This window comes from Streptomyces sp. NPDC091280 (assembly GCF_044768565.1).
In the GTDB taxonomy this organism is placed as follows: domain Bacteria; phylum Actinomycetota; class Actinomycetes; order Streptomycetales; family Streptomycetaceae; genus Streptomyces.
Genome location: NZ_JBIVUZ010000002.1, coordinates 498,543 through 512,696 on the forward strand (window position 1 = coordinate 498,543; position 14,154 = coordinate 512,696).

Genomic DNA, 14,154 nt, shown 5'->3' on the forward strand with positions numbered 1-14,154 from the left:
GGGTCGTGGCGCCCTCTTGGCGCCTTCTTGGCGTGCGCTTGGCGACGGCTCGGCGCCCTGGCCGGCGGGCCTGTGGGAAGGGCGTTTATCGTCTGTTGACGGCGCCGCACCACGGCTCGGGTAGATTCCCGCGCCGTGCTGCGTATTCGAGTCCTGGGTTCGTTGGGCGCCGATGACGAGGGGCGTCCGGTGGCGCTCGGCGCGCCACGTCAACGGGCCGTGCTGGCGCTGCTGATCGCGGCCCGAGGCACCGTCGTGCCCGTCGACCGGATGACGGACGCGCTGTGGCGCGGGGCACCGCCGAACCGGGCCACGGTCTCCCTGCACACCTACGTGTCCCATCTGCGCCGCGCCCTCGAACCGGACCGGCCGCCGCGCACCCCGGCGACCGTGCTGGTCACCTCGCCGCCCGGCTACGCCCTGCGGCTCGCCGAGGACGCGGTGGACGCCTGGCGCTTCGAGACCCGGGTGGCCCGCGCCCGGCACGCCCCGGCGGAGGAGGCCCGCGCGCTGCTCGCCGAGGCGCTCGCCTGGTGGCGCGGCCCGGCCTTCGCGGAGCACGCGGACGAGCCCTGGGCCGAGCCGGAGGCGACCCGCCTGACCGCGCTGCGCGCCGAGGCCCGCGAACTCGCGGTCGCCGCCGATCTGCACACCGGACGCCCGGCCGAGGCGGTACCGGCCGCCGAACTCCTCGTACGGGAAAGCCCGTTGCGGGAGGAGGGATGGCGGCTGCTGGCCCTCGCCCAGTGGGCCTGCGGACGACGGGCCGACGCGCTCGCCGCGCTGCGGCGCGCGAGCAGGGTCCTGCGCGAGGAACTCGGCTGCGACCCCGGCCCGCCCCTGGCCGAACTGGAACAGGCGGTCCTGAACGGACGGCTCGAAGTGCTGCGCGCACACGTACGCCCCCATGCACCGGTACCGGTCCGTGGTGAACTCCCGGCCCGCGCAAGCGTGTTGCCCGACCGACGGGACGCCGGACCCGTCCTGGGCCAGGGCACCGAAGCACGCACCGGGCCCGCCCTCTTCGTCGGCCGCGACAGCGAACTGCGCGCCGTGGACACCGCGGCGCGGGCCGCCCGGCGGCGGGGCGGTGTCGTACTGGTCACCGGTGAGGCGGGCGCGGGCAAGTCCGCGCTGCTCGGGCGGGTCGAGGGACGACTGCGGTCGGCCGGATGGACCGTGGTCCTCGGACGGTGCCCGGAGTACGAGGGCGCGCCACCCGCCTGGGCCTGGACGGAGGCCCTCGGCGCACTCGCCCGCGAACTGCCGCCCACCCGCCCCGCCGAACTCGCCGCGCTCCTGCGCGAACAGGACAGCGCGACCGTCACCACCCGGGACGAGGCGACCGCCGGACGCTTCCGGATGCACCGCGCCTTCGCCGCCTGGCTCCGCGCGGCGGCCGGCGCGTTCCCCCTCGCCGTCGTCCTGGAGGACCTGCACCGCGCCGACGGCGAGACCCTCGCCCTGCTCGAAGCCGCGTCCGCCGTCACCGGCGTACCCCTGCTCACCGTCGCCAGCTACCGGCCCGCCGAAACGGGGGAGCGGCTGGGCAAGACCCTCGCCCACCTCGCTCCCGCAGCACCCCGGCGCGTCGCCCTCGGCGGTCTCGCCCCGCACGACATCGCCACCGTCGTCGACGCGGTGTGCGGCGAACCCGTGGACCCGTGGACGGTCACGGCCCTCGCCGAACGGACCGGCGGCAACCCGTTCTACGTCCTGGAGAGCGCCCGGCTGCTGGCCGGCGAAGGCGCCCTCGTCGCCGTCTCCGAGGTCCCGCAGGGCGTGCGCGACGTGCTGCGCAGACGGCTCGCGCTGCTGCCCGCCACCGCCCGCGCGGCCCTGCGGCTCACGGCGGTCGTGGGGCTGGAGGCCGACGCGGCCGTCCTGGTCGACGCGGCCGACACCGACGAGGACACGGTACTGGAGGGCCTCGACGCCGCCCTCGCCGCCGACCTGCTCACCGAATCCGGCCCCGGACGCGTCCGGTTCGTGCACGCGCTGGTCCGCGACACCGTGTACACCGACCTGTCCGGAGTGCGCCGGGCCCGCCTCCACGCCCGCGTCGCGCAGGCGCTGCGCCACCACCGGCCGCACGAACTCGCCGCCCTGGCCCACCACTTCGCCCACTCCGGCAGCACCGCGCACGCGCCCCTCGCCGTCGACTACGCGCTCCGCGCCGCCGAGGCGGCCGAACGGCGCTACGCCCACGACGTGGCCGTGGACCTGATCCAGCAGGCGATCGAGACCCGCGCCGCCGCCCCCGGTCCGGCTCAACCCGACGACGCCGTAGGCCTGTTGGTGCGACTGCTGGGCGCGCAGATCAGGGCCGGTTCCACCGACGCGGCCCGCGGCACGCGACGGCGCGCCGTCGAACTCGCCGAACAGGCCGACCGGGGCGACCTGGTGGCCGCCGTCTACGGCGCCTGGACCGAACCCTCGCCCTGGCGCAGCAGACTGGAGGGCCTCTACGACCGCACCACCCTGGAGCGCCTGGAACGCCTCGCCCGCGATCCCGGCCTCGACGACCCCACCCGCGCCCGGGTCCTCCAGGTCTACGTCGAGGCGGTGGCGGCCGAGAACGCGCCCCGCGCACTGGAGGCGGCCGACACCCAACTGGCGCTGGCCCGCGCGGGCGGCGAACCACGCCTGCTCGCCGCCGCGTTGATGACCTCGGCCAGGCTCCTGCCGCTGGAGACCCAGGCCGCCGCGCGGACCCCGCTGGTCGTCGAACTCCGCCGACTGGCCCACGCGCACGACCTGCCCGCCTACCACTGGGTCTGCGAACACCTCGACAGCATGACCGCCGGTGCGCTCAACGACCCCGCCGCGGTACGCCGGCACACCGCGCTCGGACTCGAACTCGCGCACCGCTACCGCATGGTGTGGGCCCAGGGCCTGGGCGTCACGACCTCGGCCATGCTCGCGACGGTCACCGGCCGCTTCGCCGCGGCGGAGGCCGGCTACGCCGAGGCCGACGTCCTCCTGCGCCGCGTCGGCTCGCACCACGCCCGCGGACTGCACACCCTGGGACTGACCACCGTCCGGCTCGCCCAGGACCGGGTCGCCGAGATCGAACCGGTGATGCGGGCGGTGTACGAGACCGTCGGCGCCCCCGTCGGAGTGGCGCTCGCACTCGTCCTGGCCCGCCTCGGCAGGCTGGACGAATCACTCGCGGTGCGCTGCCCGCCCGAGCCCGTGACCGATCACCTGCACGGCCTGGAGCTCGACTTCCGCGCCCAACTCGCCGTGCTGCACGGCGATACGGCCATGGCGGCGGCACTGGTCCCGCGGCTGCTGCCGGTCCGCGACCAGCTCGCCGGCGCGGCCGGAGCCGCCTACGCGACCCGCCCCCACGCCCACGCCCTCGCCGACCTCTACCGGCTCCTGGGCGAGGACGGTCCGGCGGCCGAGCACTACGCGCTGGCCGAGCGCATCGCCCACGCCTGGGGCTCGGCCCACCTGGCCGACCGGGCCCGCGAGGCGGCGGCGACCCTGGCGGCGGCACACGCGTCCCGCCGGACGTTCGCGACGTAGGAAGGGCGAGGAGCGGGCGTAGGAAGGGGGAGAGGCGCAGGAAGGGCCAGGAGCGGGCCCGTCACCCCTGTCCGGTCAGGAGTCTGCGTGGATTGGCGATGCGGAAGGCGTACGCCGCCGCTCCGCCCAGTCCGTGGCCGGGGTGCCGGGGCGGCTCGGCGTAGGGCCGGTCCGAGCCCTGGACCACAGCGTTCACACCGAGGGCGCGGACCATCGCCTCGACGGCGGTCGGGCCGTAGGAGGAGGTCTCGACGAACACTCCGAGGTCGGCCCGCGCGGGGCCGCCGCCCCGGGCGGCCAGGCGTTCCCCGTGCAGCGGGGCGAGTCCGGCGAGCAGCGCGAAGCACACCCGCAGCCGGGGATGGCGCGGCCGGCCGAAGGCGCGGAAGGCGTACCAGGCGGCGTGCATCTGCTGGACGTACGGCACCATCGCGGGCCACCAGCCGGGGTCCGCCGAGGAGCCGCTCGCGGGCCCCGGGTGCACGAGGAGAGGCAGTCCGCGCTCTTCGAGCAGGTCCAGGAGCGGGGCGCAGCGCTCGTAACCCGCCCCGTCGGCAAGGGAGTCGGCCGGCAGCTGGAGACCGGCGAAGCCGCGGTCGAGGTCCTTGGCGGTCGCCGTCGCGTCGATGTCCCGCACACAGGCCGCGGCCCAGGCGCCGAACGGCTCGGGCAGCGCCTCGGCGCCGTCGTGGTAGGCGTCGAGCAGCGGCCGTGCCTCCGCGGCGGGCAGCCACTCCACGCCGATCGGGGCCGACAGCGAGACGAGGACCCGGTCGAGACCGTCGGCGGCGGCGAGTTCCGCGCGCCGGGCGATGTCGTGGTCGGCGGGCGCTATCCCGAAGGGCGGTTCACCGTCCAGGAACAGGGTCCAGCCGTCCAGATACGGCGGTTCCCGGCGGGCGCGCAGCGCGGCCACCAACGCGGGGGTCCACAGATGCTGGTGCACGTCGACGTTGGTCATGTCGCTTCTCCCGCCAGGGCGTTGAGTGTGCCGTCGACGACGACCACGGTCACCCATGGTCTCTCCCCATGTCCTGTCATGTGTGAACCTAGCCGCTGCGCCGCCGATGATCGAGTGGTGGGCGGCGGGGGCCGGGCGTACGGTCGAACGGTGAGCATCCGGTGGGCAGGACGTCCACCGACCTCTCGCGAGTGCGACCCACCATGAGCAGCGGACCTCGGCAGGCAAGCCCAGCGCGGACCGCCACCCCGGACACCGGGGGCGGCGGAAGCACCATGGCGCTGCTGGTGATCGCCTCCTGCCAGCTGATGGTGGTCCTCGACATCACCATCGTGAACATCGCGCTCCCGCACATCCAGAGCGCGCTGGACTTCTCCACCACCGGCCTGGCCTGGGTCGTCAACGCCTACACCCTCACCTTCGGCGGACTGCTGCTGCTCGGCGGCCGGGCCGGCGACATCCTCGGCAGACGGCGCGTGTTCGTGTTCGGCGTGCTGCTCTTCGTGGTCGCCTCCCTGCTCGGCGGGCTCTCCCAGAGTTCCGGCGAACTCCTCGCCGCCCGTGCCCTCCAGGGCGTCGGCGGCGCCATCGCCTCGCCGACCTCACTCGCCCTCATCAGCACGACGTTCCGCGAAGGACCCGAGCGCAACCGGGCGTTCGGGGTCTTCGCCGGGGTCTCGGCGGGCGGCGGCGCGATCGGGCTGCTGATGGGCGGCATCCTCGTCGAGTGGCTGAACTGGCGGTGGGTGCTCTTCGTCAACGTGCCCATCGGACTGCTCATCGTCCTCGCCACCCCGCGCTGGATCCGCGAGTCCGAACGCCACCCGGGCCACTTCGACATCACCGGCGCGCTGACCTCCACCGTGGGCATGGTGCTGCTGGTCTACGGCTTCATCCGGGCCGCCCAGGAGGGCTGGCGGGACTGGCTCACGCTGGCCTCGTTCGGCGCGGCCGTCGTCGTCCTCGCCGCGTTCGTGCTGGTCGAGCGGCGCTCGCGGCAGCCGATCACCCCCCTGCGGATGTTCCGCGACCGCAACCGGGCCGGCACGTACGCGATCATGCTGTGCCTGTCCGCCGCGATCTTCGGCATGTTCTTCTTCCTCACCCTCTTCGTGCAGGACGTACTGGGCTTCAGCCCGCTCATGGCCGGCTTCGCCTTCCTGCCGGTCAGTGCCGTGATCGCGGTCGGCGCGGGCCTGGCCTCACGGTTCCTGCCGGTCTACGGGCCCAAGCCGTTCATGGTGGTGGGCGCGATCCTCGCCGCCGGGGGCCTGTCCTGGCTGACCCTGACCGACGTCCACTCCACCTACGCGGGCAGTGTGCTCGGCCCGATGCTGGTGTTCAGCCTGGGCATGGGCATGGAGTTCGTCTCGCTGACCCTGATGGCGCTCTCCGACGTGCCTGTCCAGGAGACCGGCGCGGCCTCCGGACTCCTCAACGCCATGCAGCAGGTGGGCGGTTCGCTCGGACTGTCCATCCTGGTCACGATGTTCGGCACGGCCAGCAGGAACGAGGCGAAGGACCAGATCCCCGCGTTTCTGTCCCAGGCGACCCCGGCCGAACGCCTCCGCTTCCAGCGCACCGGTCAACTCCCGGGCACCTGGGGCGATCAGGTCCTCACCTCGGGGGCGTCCGCCGCCTTCGTGACGGCCGCGATCTTCACCGTGGTCGCCGCGCTGATCGCCGTGGTCGTCATCCAGGTCCGCCCCTCCGACCTCGAACGCCTCAAGGGCGGCACGGGAGTCGGACCGGTCTGAGCGTCAAGTCCGTTGCTGCTGCGGCATGTTCGTCAACTGCCGTGGTACGGCGGCACCTTGGGGATGCGCTGCTCGAACCACACCACCTTGCCCGTGCTCAGCCGCGTCGCCCCCCAGCGCTGCGCGAGCCGGTCCACCAGGAACAGTCCGCGCCCGCCCTCGTCACCGGGATCCGACTCCCGCATCCGGGGCACCTGCGGCGAGTCGTCGGTCACCTCGCAGCGCAGCACGTCGGTCCGCAGCAGCCGTAGGGAGATCGGCCGCGAGGCGTACCGTACGGCGTTCGTGACGACCTCGCTGACCATGAGTTCCGTGGGGTCCAGCAGGGCGTCCAGGCCCCAGCGGCGCAGCACCCGGCGGGTCAGCCGGCGGGCCTGGCCCGCGGTGAGCGGATGCGGGTCCAGGTGCCAGTAGCCGACGCTGTCCGGCGGGAACCCCTCGAAGCGGGCGGTCAGCAGCGCGATGTCGTCGTCGCGGGGGCCCGGTGCCAGCGCGGCCAGGATGCGGTCGCACAGCCGCTCCAGCGAGGACAGCCGGTGTCCGTGCCGGGTCGACTGGAGATGGGTGCGCAGGGACTCGACGCCCGTCCCCACGTCCACGTCCCGGGACTCGACCAGGCCGTCGGTGTAGAGCACCAGGGTGGTGCCGGTGGGCGCGGGCATCTCCACCGACTCGAAGACGACTCCGCCGACGCCGATCGGGGCGCCCGGCGGGACCCGCAGGACCTCCGCGTGACCGTTCGGGCGCAGCAGGACCGCGGGCGGATGACCGGCGTTGGCCATCAGGAGGCGGTGCGAGATGGGGTCGTAGATCGCGTAGAGGCAGGTCGCGATGTGGTCGCTGCCCAGGCGCTGGGCCTGTTCGTCGAGGTGGTGCAGCACCTCGTGCGGGGGCAGGTCGAGTCCGGCGAGGGTCTGCACGATGGTGCGCAGCTGGCCCATGATCGCGGCCGAGGTCATGGAGTGCCCCATGACGTCGCCGACGATCAGCGCGACCCGGTTGCCGGGCAGCGGTATCGCGTCGTACCAGTCCCCGCCGACCTGCGCGGTCTTCGACGCGGGCAGATAGCGGCTGGCCAGCTGGACACCGGTCGGCTCGGGCAGCGACGACGGGAGCATCGTGTGCTGGAGGGTGTCCGCGACGGACGCCTCATGGCCGTACATCACCGCCTTCTGCACGCCGATCGCGGTGTGGGTGGCGAGCTGGGAGGCGACCAGCAGGTCGTCGGCGGTGAAGACGGGACGGTCGGGGCGGCGCAGCAGGACGACGGTGCCCATGACGTGGTGGCGGCCGTGCAGCGGGGCGACGATCAGCCGCCGGCCCGGCGGCAGCGTCCCGGGCGCGCTCGCGGCGGGGCCGAGCAGTTCGGCCACCGCCGGGCCGATGTCCGCCGCGTCGCCGAAGGCCGGCTGCCCGGCCAGCAGCAGCTTCGCGAGCCGGCCGTCCATGACCGGCTGTACCCGGTCGGTCACGTCCGCGTACTCGGCGTGCGGCATCAGCAGAGCGGTCCGCGCCTCGGGCGCCCGGTCGATGCTGTGCAGCCGCAGCACGACGGGCGCGGCCGATTTCTCGTCCCCTACGGGCAGCGGATCGTGCAGGTGGATGACGATCGCGTCCGCGAAGGCGGGCACCGACGCCCACCGCAGCTCCCGCAGCGTCTCGTCCAGGTCCATCCCGCGGGCGATCCGCCGGGTCGCCACATCGAGGTACTGGAGCCGGTCGGTCTGCGGCGCCGCGGCGAGGGGCGCCCGGTTCCAGTCCGGACCCGGCGCCGGACCGCTCGCCGGACCGCCCCGCCGGGCGGTTCCGGCGGGGCCCTCGCGGGGGCTGTGCTGCTCCGTCACGCTTCGTCCCGTCCACTGGTGCGGCACCGGGGCCGCCGGGTCGTTGCTACGGCCTCAGTCGCGCCGTCGGCAGCAGAGGAAGACCTGCTCCTCGGGCGGCACGTCGGCCACCGCCGGGGCGTAGGTGTAGGAGCTCTCCTTCACGATCTCGAAGCCCGCGGTGTCCAGGATCCTGTGCAGGTCGTCGAGGAGGTAGCCGGAGACCCTGATGGTGTTGCCGAGGAAGGGGATCGCGAAGTCGTCGACATGGGCCTCCACCATCGACAGGGCGAACAGCCCGCCCGGACGCAGCACGTGGTGGATGGTGCGCAGGGCGAGGGGGATCTCCGCGCGGGGCAGCATCAGCAGCGAGAAGAACGCGGCGACCCCGTCGAAACGGCCCAGGTCACTGGGGCCGCCGGGGCGCAGGTCGGCCATGTCCAGCTGGTGGAACGTGCCCTCCGGGACGTACGTCGAGGCCAGTTCCACCATCCGCCGCGACAGGTCCACGCCCACGACCTCGAAGCCCGCCCGGGCCAGCTGGCGGGCGGTCGGCACACCGGTCCCGCAGCCGAGGTCCAGCACCCGGGAGCCCGGACCGAGGGACGCGGCCAGCCAGTCACCGGCGGCGAGCTGGCCCTCCTTGTGCGGGAAGGCCTCGTCGTAGCGCTCCCCGATGGCGTCGAAGGCCTCGGCCTGACCCGAGCGGTCGAGCCGCAGGCTGCCGTAGTCGGCCCCGTCGTTCGCTCTGCTCACTGAAGTGGCCTTTCGTCCGCGCATAGAGGATTGTCCCACAAGTGCGGAATGCGCGTTTGGAGGGGAAGAGCGGAGAGGGAGAACGCGGTGCGGGGCGCCTGGGGCGCCCCGCACACCACGTCGAGGGCGAGGAAAGCGGACGGACTGGAATCAAGGAGGATGAGAAGGAAGCCCGTCCATGGCCTCGCCACGGCCGACGTTAGCAGTCAGGCGGGGATCAGGTCGCGCAGATTTTCCAAGGTCACGACCCGCGAGCCCGCGGGCAGCCCGTCCGGTCGGGCCACTCCGACGTAGGTGACCGGCCCCTCCGGCATCCGCTCGCCGTCCCACAGCGTCACCTCGGTCGCCTCCCCGGTCATCAGACCGACGAGATGGCGCACGGTGAGCTGCTCGCGCTCCACGATGCCGCGCAGCAGGTTCGCCACCGTCACCCGGTTCTCCTCCACCCGGTTCGCCGACGGGCTGCCCTTGAGGTACAGGTGCAGCCACTTCGCCCGCCAGCGGCCGTCCTCGCCGCGCAGGAACGCCAGCGGCAGCGCGACCCGCCCCGCACCGCGCAGCTCCGACTTCATCCGCACGGTACGCGGCTCGAACGGCCGCCCCTTCTGCTCGCCCTCACGCAGCATGAACCCGAAGAACGACTCCTCGACCTCCTCGAAGCCCTCGCCCGCGAAGATGTGGACCTGCGGCACGATGAACGCCCCGCGCACCGCGCCCAGCCGCAGATTGATGAACTCCGAGGCCCCGTCCGGCGCTTCGACGATGTCACCGGAGTGCTCACCCTCGACCGCCGTCAGCGCGGTGTACGACAGCCAACCCTCCGTCGAGTAGTCGGCGTTGAGCATGAGCGCGGCCAGGTCGAAGTCGGTCCGCCGCTCGCTCTCCTTCCAGTACACGAAGAAGCGCAGCAACTCGCCGTCCACCGCCGACACGGACCCGCGCGGCAGCACCCCGAGCCCGGCCGCCGTCGCCTTCCCGCTCAACGGCAGAGCCACGTCGAGCACGTCCGGATCGATCAACAGCCGCTCCGGAGCAGGCAGTCGACGCCGCATGTCCTCGTCGAGCACCGCGATCAGCCGCTCCCGCTCGTGCGGCCCTACGATCGTCCGCTCGTCGTCGGTCACCCACGCCCGGCCGCGCCGGTTCACGAACACCCGCAACTCCCCGGTCTCCCGGGCCCGGTTGTGCAGATGCTCGCGCACCGACAGCACCACCCGGCCGGACACCTCGGGCACGACCTCCCCGGCGGCGGCCACCACGGCGTCCCGCTCCTCCTGCGTGAGCGCCGTGCGCAGCAGCCGGTCCAGCGCCCGGAACAGCTTGCCGGGCGCGGACTTCAGCAGCCGCACCGCCCCCAACACGTCGTTCTCCCCGAGGAGTTCCTCGACCCGGCCCTCGAACGACGGCGCCTTGCGCTCGCCGCGCGCGACCGCGAACACCTCGGCGGCATGCGGCCACCGCGGATACTCGTGCGGATGCAGCCGCTCACCGAGCCGCTTCCACTCCTCGCGGTACCCGGCCACGTCCGCGAGTTTCGCGGGCGCCGCGTCGACCACCGCGTCGAGACCCGCGAGCAGCGTCCGCCGCACCGGACGCGACAGCGACCGGAAACGGGTCGGCTCCGCGAGCGTCATATCGCCGTCCGAGAGGGCGCAGGCCAGCCGCAGCACATCGGTGACCGTGTCCAGCAACGGTTTCCGACCGGCCGCCATCCGGGCCTGGTTGACGATCGCGCGGTTCTCCCGGACCGGGATCGCCTCGGGCTGCGGCCCGTCGGCGCACCGCTCGGCCAGCGCGCGCAGATCACGCAGGTGCTCCTCGCCGAGCGGGGTGACGCTGCCCGCCAACGCCAGGTACAGAGCGGTGAGTTCACCGGCCGTGTCGCCGCCCGCGTGCAGCACCGTGATCCGGTCGCCCGCCGCCGCGATCAACTCGTCCTGGGCGGCGAGCAGTTCGGCGTACGTGTGCTGGTACCTGCCGTAGGTCGGCAGGGCGAGCAGGTCGACCACGCCGGTGCGCAGCTGCTGGAGCGTCGCGGCCGGAGTCTCCTCGTCGCGGAAGGCCTCGGCGACGCACGCCATCCAGAAGTCCGCGGTGTCGGGCACGCCGGCGGGGAAGTCCACGAAGTAGGCGTTGTGCCGGACGTGGTCGCCGACCAGCTCGCGGACGGTCCGCAGGGTGCGTGCGGCGATCCCGGCGACCGTCTCCCCGGCCAGCCCCGACAGCCGCTCCAGCAGTTCCGGGGAGAGCTTGAAGCCCACGGACAGCAGCACGGCGTCGAACTGCCGCGCGACGGCGGCGCCTTCACCCGCGGGACCCGTGGGCGTGGGGACGCGGAGGGTGTGCCGGATGACCAGCGGTTCGAGTCGGTCGATCATTCCGACATGCTCCCAGAACCGAACAAGCGGGCGCATTCGGGTTTCCCGCAGACCTCGTGGTGTCCCGGTGCTACGCCAGCCAGTCGTACGCCGCCCGCGCCCCGAACTCCGCCTGACCGCCCCGCAGCAGCAGTCCCGCCGTGGCGAACTCGGGGGCGTCGGCCTGCGCGGTCACGTACGGGATCGCGATGCAGCGCATACCGGCCGCGTGCGCCGCCGCCGCGCCCACCGCTGAGTCCTCCAGGACCACGCAGTCGGCCGGAGCCGCCCCGAGCCGACGGGCCGCCTCAAGGAAGACGTCCGGCGCGGGCTTGCCGTGCGCCACCTCGTCGGCCGAGACCACCGTCCGCAGCAGGGCGCCGAGCCCGGTGCCCGTCAGGATCGCCTCGATGGCCTCCGGCGACGAACCCGAGGCCACGGCCATCGGCACGTCCTCGGCGGCCAGCAGCTCCACGAACCTGCGCATCTCCGGGTACGCGTGCGTGGCGGACCGGGCCAGCGCCAGGTAGCGGCGGTTCGTCTCCGCGAGCAGTTCCGCCACCGGCGCCTTCAGACCGTGCCGCTCCTTCAGGAGGGCCAGGGTCTCCTGGGTGCTGATGCCGACGAAGCGTTCGTGCTGCGCCCAGGTGAACTCGGGGACGCCGTGCTCGGCGAGGGTCTGCCGGGTCGCTTCGTGGTAGTTCGGCTCGCTGTCCACGAGTGTTCCGTCGAGATCGAAGATGACCGAGAGGCCGCCGAGGTTGCTCATGGCATCAGGATGCCAAGGATCATTTCCCGGCCGCGCGGCCGACCGCTTCCACCAGCGGCAGCAACCGGTGCGGGACGCGCTCGCGCAACACCATCTCGGTGCGCGTGCGCACCACCCCCGGCAGGCTGATCAGCCGCTGGATCACATCCTCCAGATGGCCGTTGTCCCGCGCCACGACCCGGGTGAGCAGATCCCCGCCACCCGTGATCGAGAACGCTTCGACGATCTCCGGTACGGCGGCCAGCGCGTCCCCCACCTCGTCGAGATGCCCCTGCGTCACCTCGATGTGTACGAACGCGAGCACCGGGTGACCGAGGGCGGCGGGGGACAGGAACGGTCCCGTACCGGTGATCACCCCGTCCCGCTCCAGCCGGTCGAGCCGGGCCTGGAGGGTGCCCCGGGCGATGCCGAGGAGCCGGGCGTACTCGCGCACGCTGGTACGCGGCTGCTCCAGGAGGAGCCGCAGGATGCGGGTGTCGAGTTCGTCCACGCTCATGCGGCCCGACTGTACCAATGGCTCAATCACAATGCACTGTGCCAATGGATCAGCGATCGAGGCATCACTTGAGCCAGTCCGCCCGATGATGCTGTGATGGGAGCGTCGATGGCGCCGCGGACCTCCGTGGCGCCTTTTTCGTGCGGGTGTGCGCAAGGGGCGGGGAAGCAGTGCTGAAGCGGGTGTTCGTGGCTCCGGACCCGGGGCGGACGCGGTTGCGTTTCGCGGCGCGGGCCGTGCTCGGGATCGGTCTCGCGGTGGTCGTCTGCGGCCTGACCGGACAGTCGCTCGCGGGCACCGTGACCGGCGGTCTCGCCGCGCTCCTCGCGCTGTTCACGGTGACGGACGCCACGGTGCGCGGGCAGGCGCTCACCACCGCGCTGCTGCCCTGCGTGGGCCTGCCGGTCCTCACCGCCGCGGCCGGACTGCACGCCCACCCCGTCGCCCGCGATCTCACCTTTCTCGCCGTGGTCGGCGCCGGCGTCTACGCCCGCCGCTGGGGTCCGCGCGGCCACAGCCTCGGTGTCTTCGCGTTCATGACCTTCTTCGTGGCCCAGTTCCTGCACGCGAGAACCGACCAACTGCCCGCGCTGTACGCGGCCGTGGCCCTCTCCGTGCTCACGGCGGCGACGGTCCGCTTCGGCCTCTGGTGCTACGAACGCCGACTGCTCGCGCCCCCGGTGCCCGCCCCGCCGGCCGGCCGGCGCCTGGCGCGGGTGACCACCCGGCAGGCCGTCCAGGCGACCGCGGGCGCCGGATTCGCCCTCGTGGTGGGCCAGTTGGTGTCCGGTCAGCGCTGGTACTGGGCCGTGGGCGCCACCTGGTGGATCTTCGTCAACACGGCATCGCGCGGCGAGACCATGGTTCGGGGCTTCCGGCGCGTCCTCGGCACGGTCCTGGGGATCGCCCTGGGCCTGCTGGTCGCCGTACCGGTCCACGGCGCCCCCGTCCCCACCGCGGTCCTGGTGGCGGTCTGCGTCTTCCTGATCTTCTACACGGCTGCCGTCTCCTACACCTGGATGATGCTCGCGGTGACCTTGATGGCAGAACTCCTCTACGGCCTTCTCGGCGTCCTGGACCCGGGCCTGCTGGCCCTGCGCCTGGCCGAGACCGCCGTCGGCGCGCTCGGTGCCGTACTCGCCGTCCTGCTGGTGCTCCCGGTGACCACCCACACCACCACGGACGCCTGGATCCGGCGTGCCCTGCGCTGCGTCCACGCCTGCACCGCCGAGGCCACCGCCCGCCTCGCCGGCTCCGAGCGCGCCGACCCCGCCGCCCGCATCGCCGAACTCGAACAACTCCTGGGCCGGGTACGGCTCTCCGTGGCCCCCCTCGTCCACCCGCTGAACCCGATGCTCGGCCGCAAGCGCCGCGCCTGCCGGGTACTGGCCCTCCTCGACGACTGCGCCCACGAGATCCGCGGCCTCGCCACCGTGGCCGCCGACCCCCAGGCCTCGCACGACATCCGCCTGACCGCCGCGTGCGGTCGCGTCGAGACGGCGGTCGAGGCGCTCACGGACGGCGGGACGGCACTTCTGGCGGCCCTGCCGGTCCGGCGGCCGGCGGAACCCGCGCTGGCCCATCTCCACGCGCTGGAACGGGCTCTCGCGGAACTCGCCGGGCCGCTGCGGGCGAAGGGGCCGGGCGCGCGGCTCGTGGGGGCGTGACGCAATCGACTCCCCACTTTGGTCTAGACCGGTC

At 73.4% G+C, this 14,154-nt stretch carries 9 protein-coding genes; 3 read left to right on the forward strand and 6 right to left on the reverse strand.

The window, feature by feature from the left end; translation table 11 throughout:
• Nucleotides 1-135: 135 nt before the first annotated feature.
• On the forward strand, nt 136-3,534 hold the full coding sequence (locus ACIQPR_RS08770; RefSeq protein ID WP_403644062.1) for a BTAD domain-containing putative transcriptional regulator: 3,399 nt from the start codon (nt 136-138) through the stop codon (nt 3,532-3,534).
• Nucleotides 3,535-3,595: 61 nt separating this feature from the next.
• On the opposite strand, the gene ACIQPR_RS08775 is transcribed toward ACIQPR_RS08770, so the two are convergent.
• The gene (locus ACIQPR_RS08775; protein ID WP_403644065.1) at nt 3,596-4,495 is read right to left on the reverse strand and encodes an amidohydrolase family protein; all 900 of its coding nucleotides are present in this window, start codon (nt 4,493-4,495) and stop codon (nt 3,596-3,598) included.
• Between the two features lie 275 nt (nt 4,496-4,770).
• On the opposite strand from ACIQPR_RS08775, the gene ACIQPR_RS08780 reads away from it, so the two are divergent.
• Nucleotides 4,771-6,252, forward strand: a complete 1,482-nt coding sequence (locus tag ACIQPR_RS08780) for an MFS transporter (protein WP_403644067.1) — start codon at nt 4,771-4,773, stop codon at nt 6,250-6,252.
• A 32-nt stretch (nt 6,253-6,284) separates the two neighbouring features.
• On the opposite strand, the gene ACIQPR_RS08785 is transcribed toward ACIQPR_RS08780, so the two are convergent.
• From ACIQPR_RS08785 to ACIQPR_RS08805, 5 genes are all read right to left on the reverse strand, one after another.
• On the reverse strand, nt 6,285-8,096 hold the full coding sequence (locus ACIQPR_RS08785; protein ID WP_403644070.1) for a SpoIIE family protein phosphatase: 1,812 nt from the start codon (nt 8,094-8,096) through the stop codon (nt 6,285-6,287).
• A 54-nt stretch (nt 8,097-8,150) separates the two neighbouring features.
• Nucleotides 8,151-8,855 (reverse strand): class I SAM-dependent DNA methyltransferase, encoded by a 705-nt coding sequence (locus ACIQPR_RS08790; RefSeq protein WP_403644073.1) that lies wholly within the window; start codon nt 8,853-8,855, stop codon nt 8,151-8,153.
• Between the two features lie 182 nt (nt 8,856-9,037).
• Nucleotides 9,038-11,209, reverse strand: a complete 2,172-nt coding sequence (locus tag ACIQPR_RS08795) for a hypothetical protein (RefSeq protein ID WP_403644076.1) — start codon at nt 11,207-11,209, stop codon at nt 9,038-9,040.
• A 70-nt stretch (nt 11,210-11,279) separates the two neighbouring features.
• A complete protein-coding gene (locus ACIQPR_RS08800; protein ID WP_403644079.1) occupies nt 11,280-11,957 on the reverse strand; it encodes an HAD family hydrolase in 678 nt (225 codons plus the stop codon).
• A gap of 19 nt (nt 11,958-11,976) precedes the next feature.
• Nucleotides 11,977-12,453 carry an Lrp/AsnC family transcriptional regulator gene (locus ACIQPR_RS08805; protein ID WP_362976663.1) on the reverse strand — a complete coding sequence of 159 codons (477 nt, stop codon included), beginning with the start codon at nt 12,451-12,453 and terminating at the stop codon, nt 11,977-11,979.
• Between the two features lie 170 nt (nt 12,454-12,623).
• Here ACIQPR_RS08805 and ACIQPR_RS08810 point away from each other — a divergent pair, with 170 nt between their 5' ends.
• Entirely contained in the window at nt 12,624-14,120 is a 1,497-nt protein-coding gene (locus tag ACIQPR_RS08810; protein ID WP_403644082.1) for an FUSC family protein, read from the forward strand.
• Nucleotides 14,121-14,154: the final 34 nt, after the last annotated feature.

Bases quoted from the DNA above. Each gene is read 5' to 3' on its own strand.
- ACIQPR_RS08775 (WP_403644065.1), bottom strand. From the start codon at position 4,495: ATGACCAACGTCGACGTGCACCAGCATCTGTGGACCCCCGCGTTGGTG.
- ACIQPR_RS08780 (WP_403644067.1), top strand. From the start codon at position 4,771: ATGGCGCTGCTGGTGATCGCCTCCTGCCAGCTGATGGTGGTCCTCGAC.
- ACIQPR_RS08790 (WP_403644073.1), bottom strand. From the start codon at position 8,855: ATGCGCGGACGAAAGGCCACTTCAGTGAGCAGAGCGAACGACGGGGCC.
- ACIQPR_RS08795 (WP_403644076.1), bottom strand. From the start codon at position 11,209: ATGATCGACCGACTCGAACCGCTGGTCATCCGGCACACCCTCCGCGTC.
- ACIQPR_RS08800 (WP_403644079.1), bottom strand. From the start codon at position 11,957: ATGAGCAACCTCGGCGGCCTCTCGGTCATCTTCGATCTCGACGGAACA.
- ACIQPR_RS08805 (WP_362976663.1), bottom strand. From the start codon at position 12,453: ATGAGCGTGGACGAACTCGACACCCGCATCCTGCGGCTCCTCCTGGAG.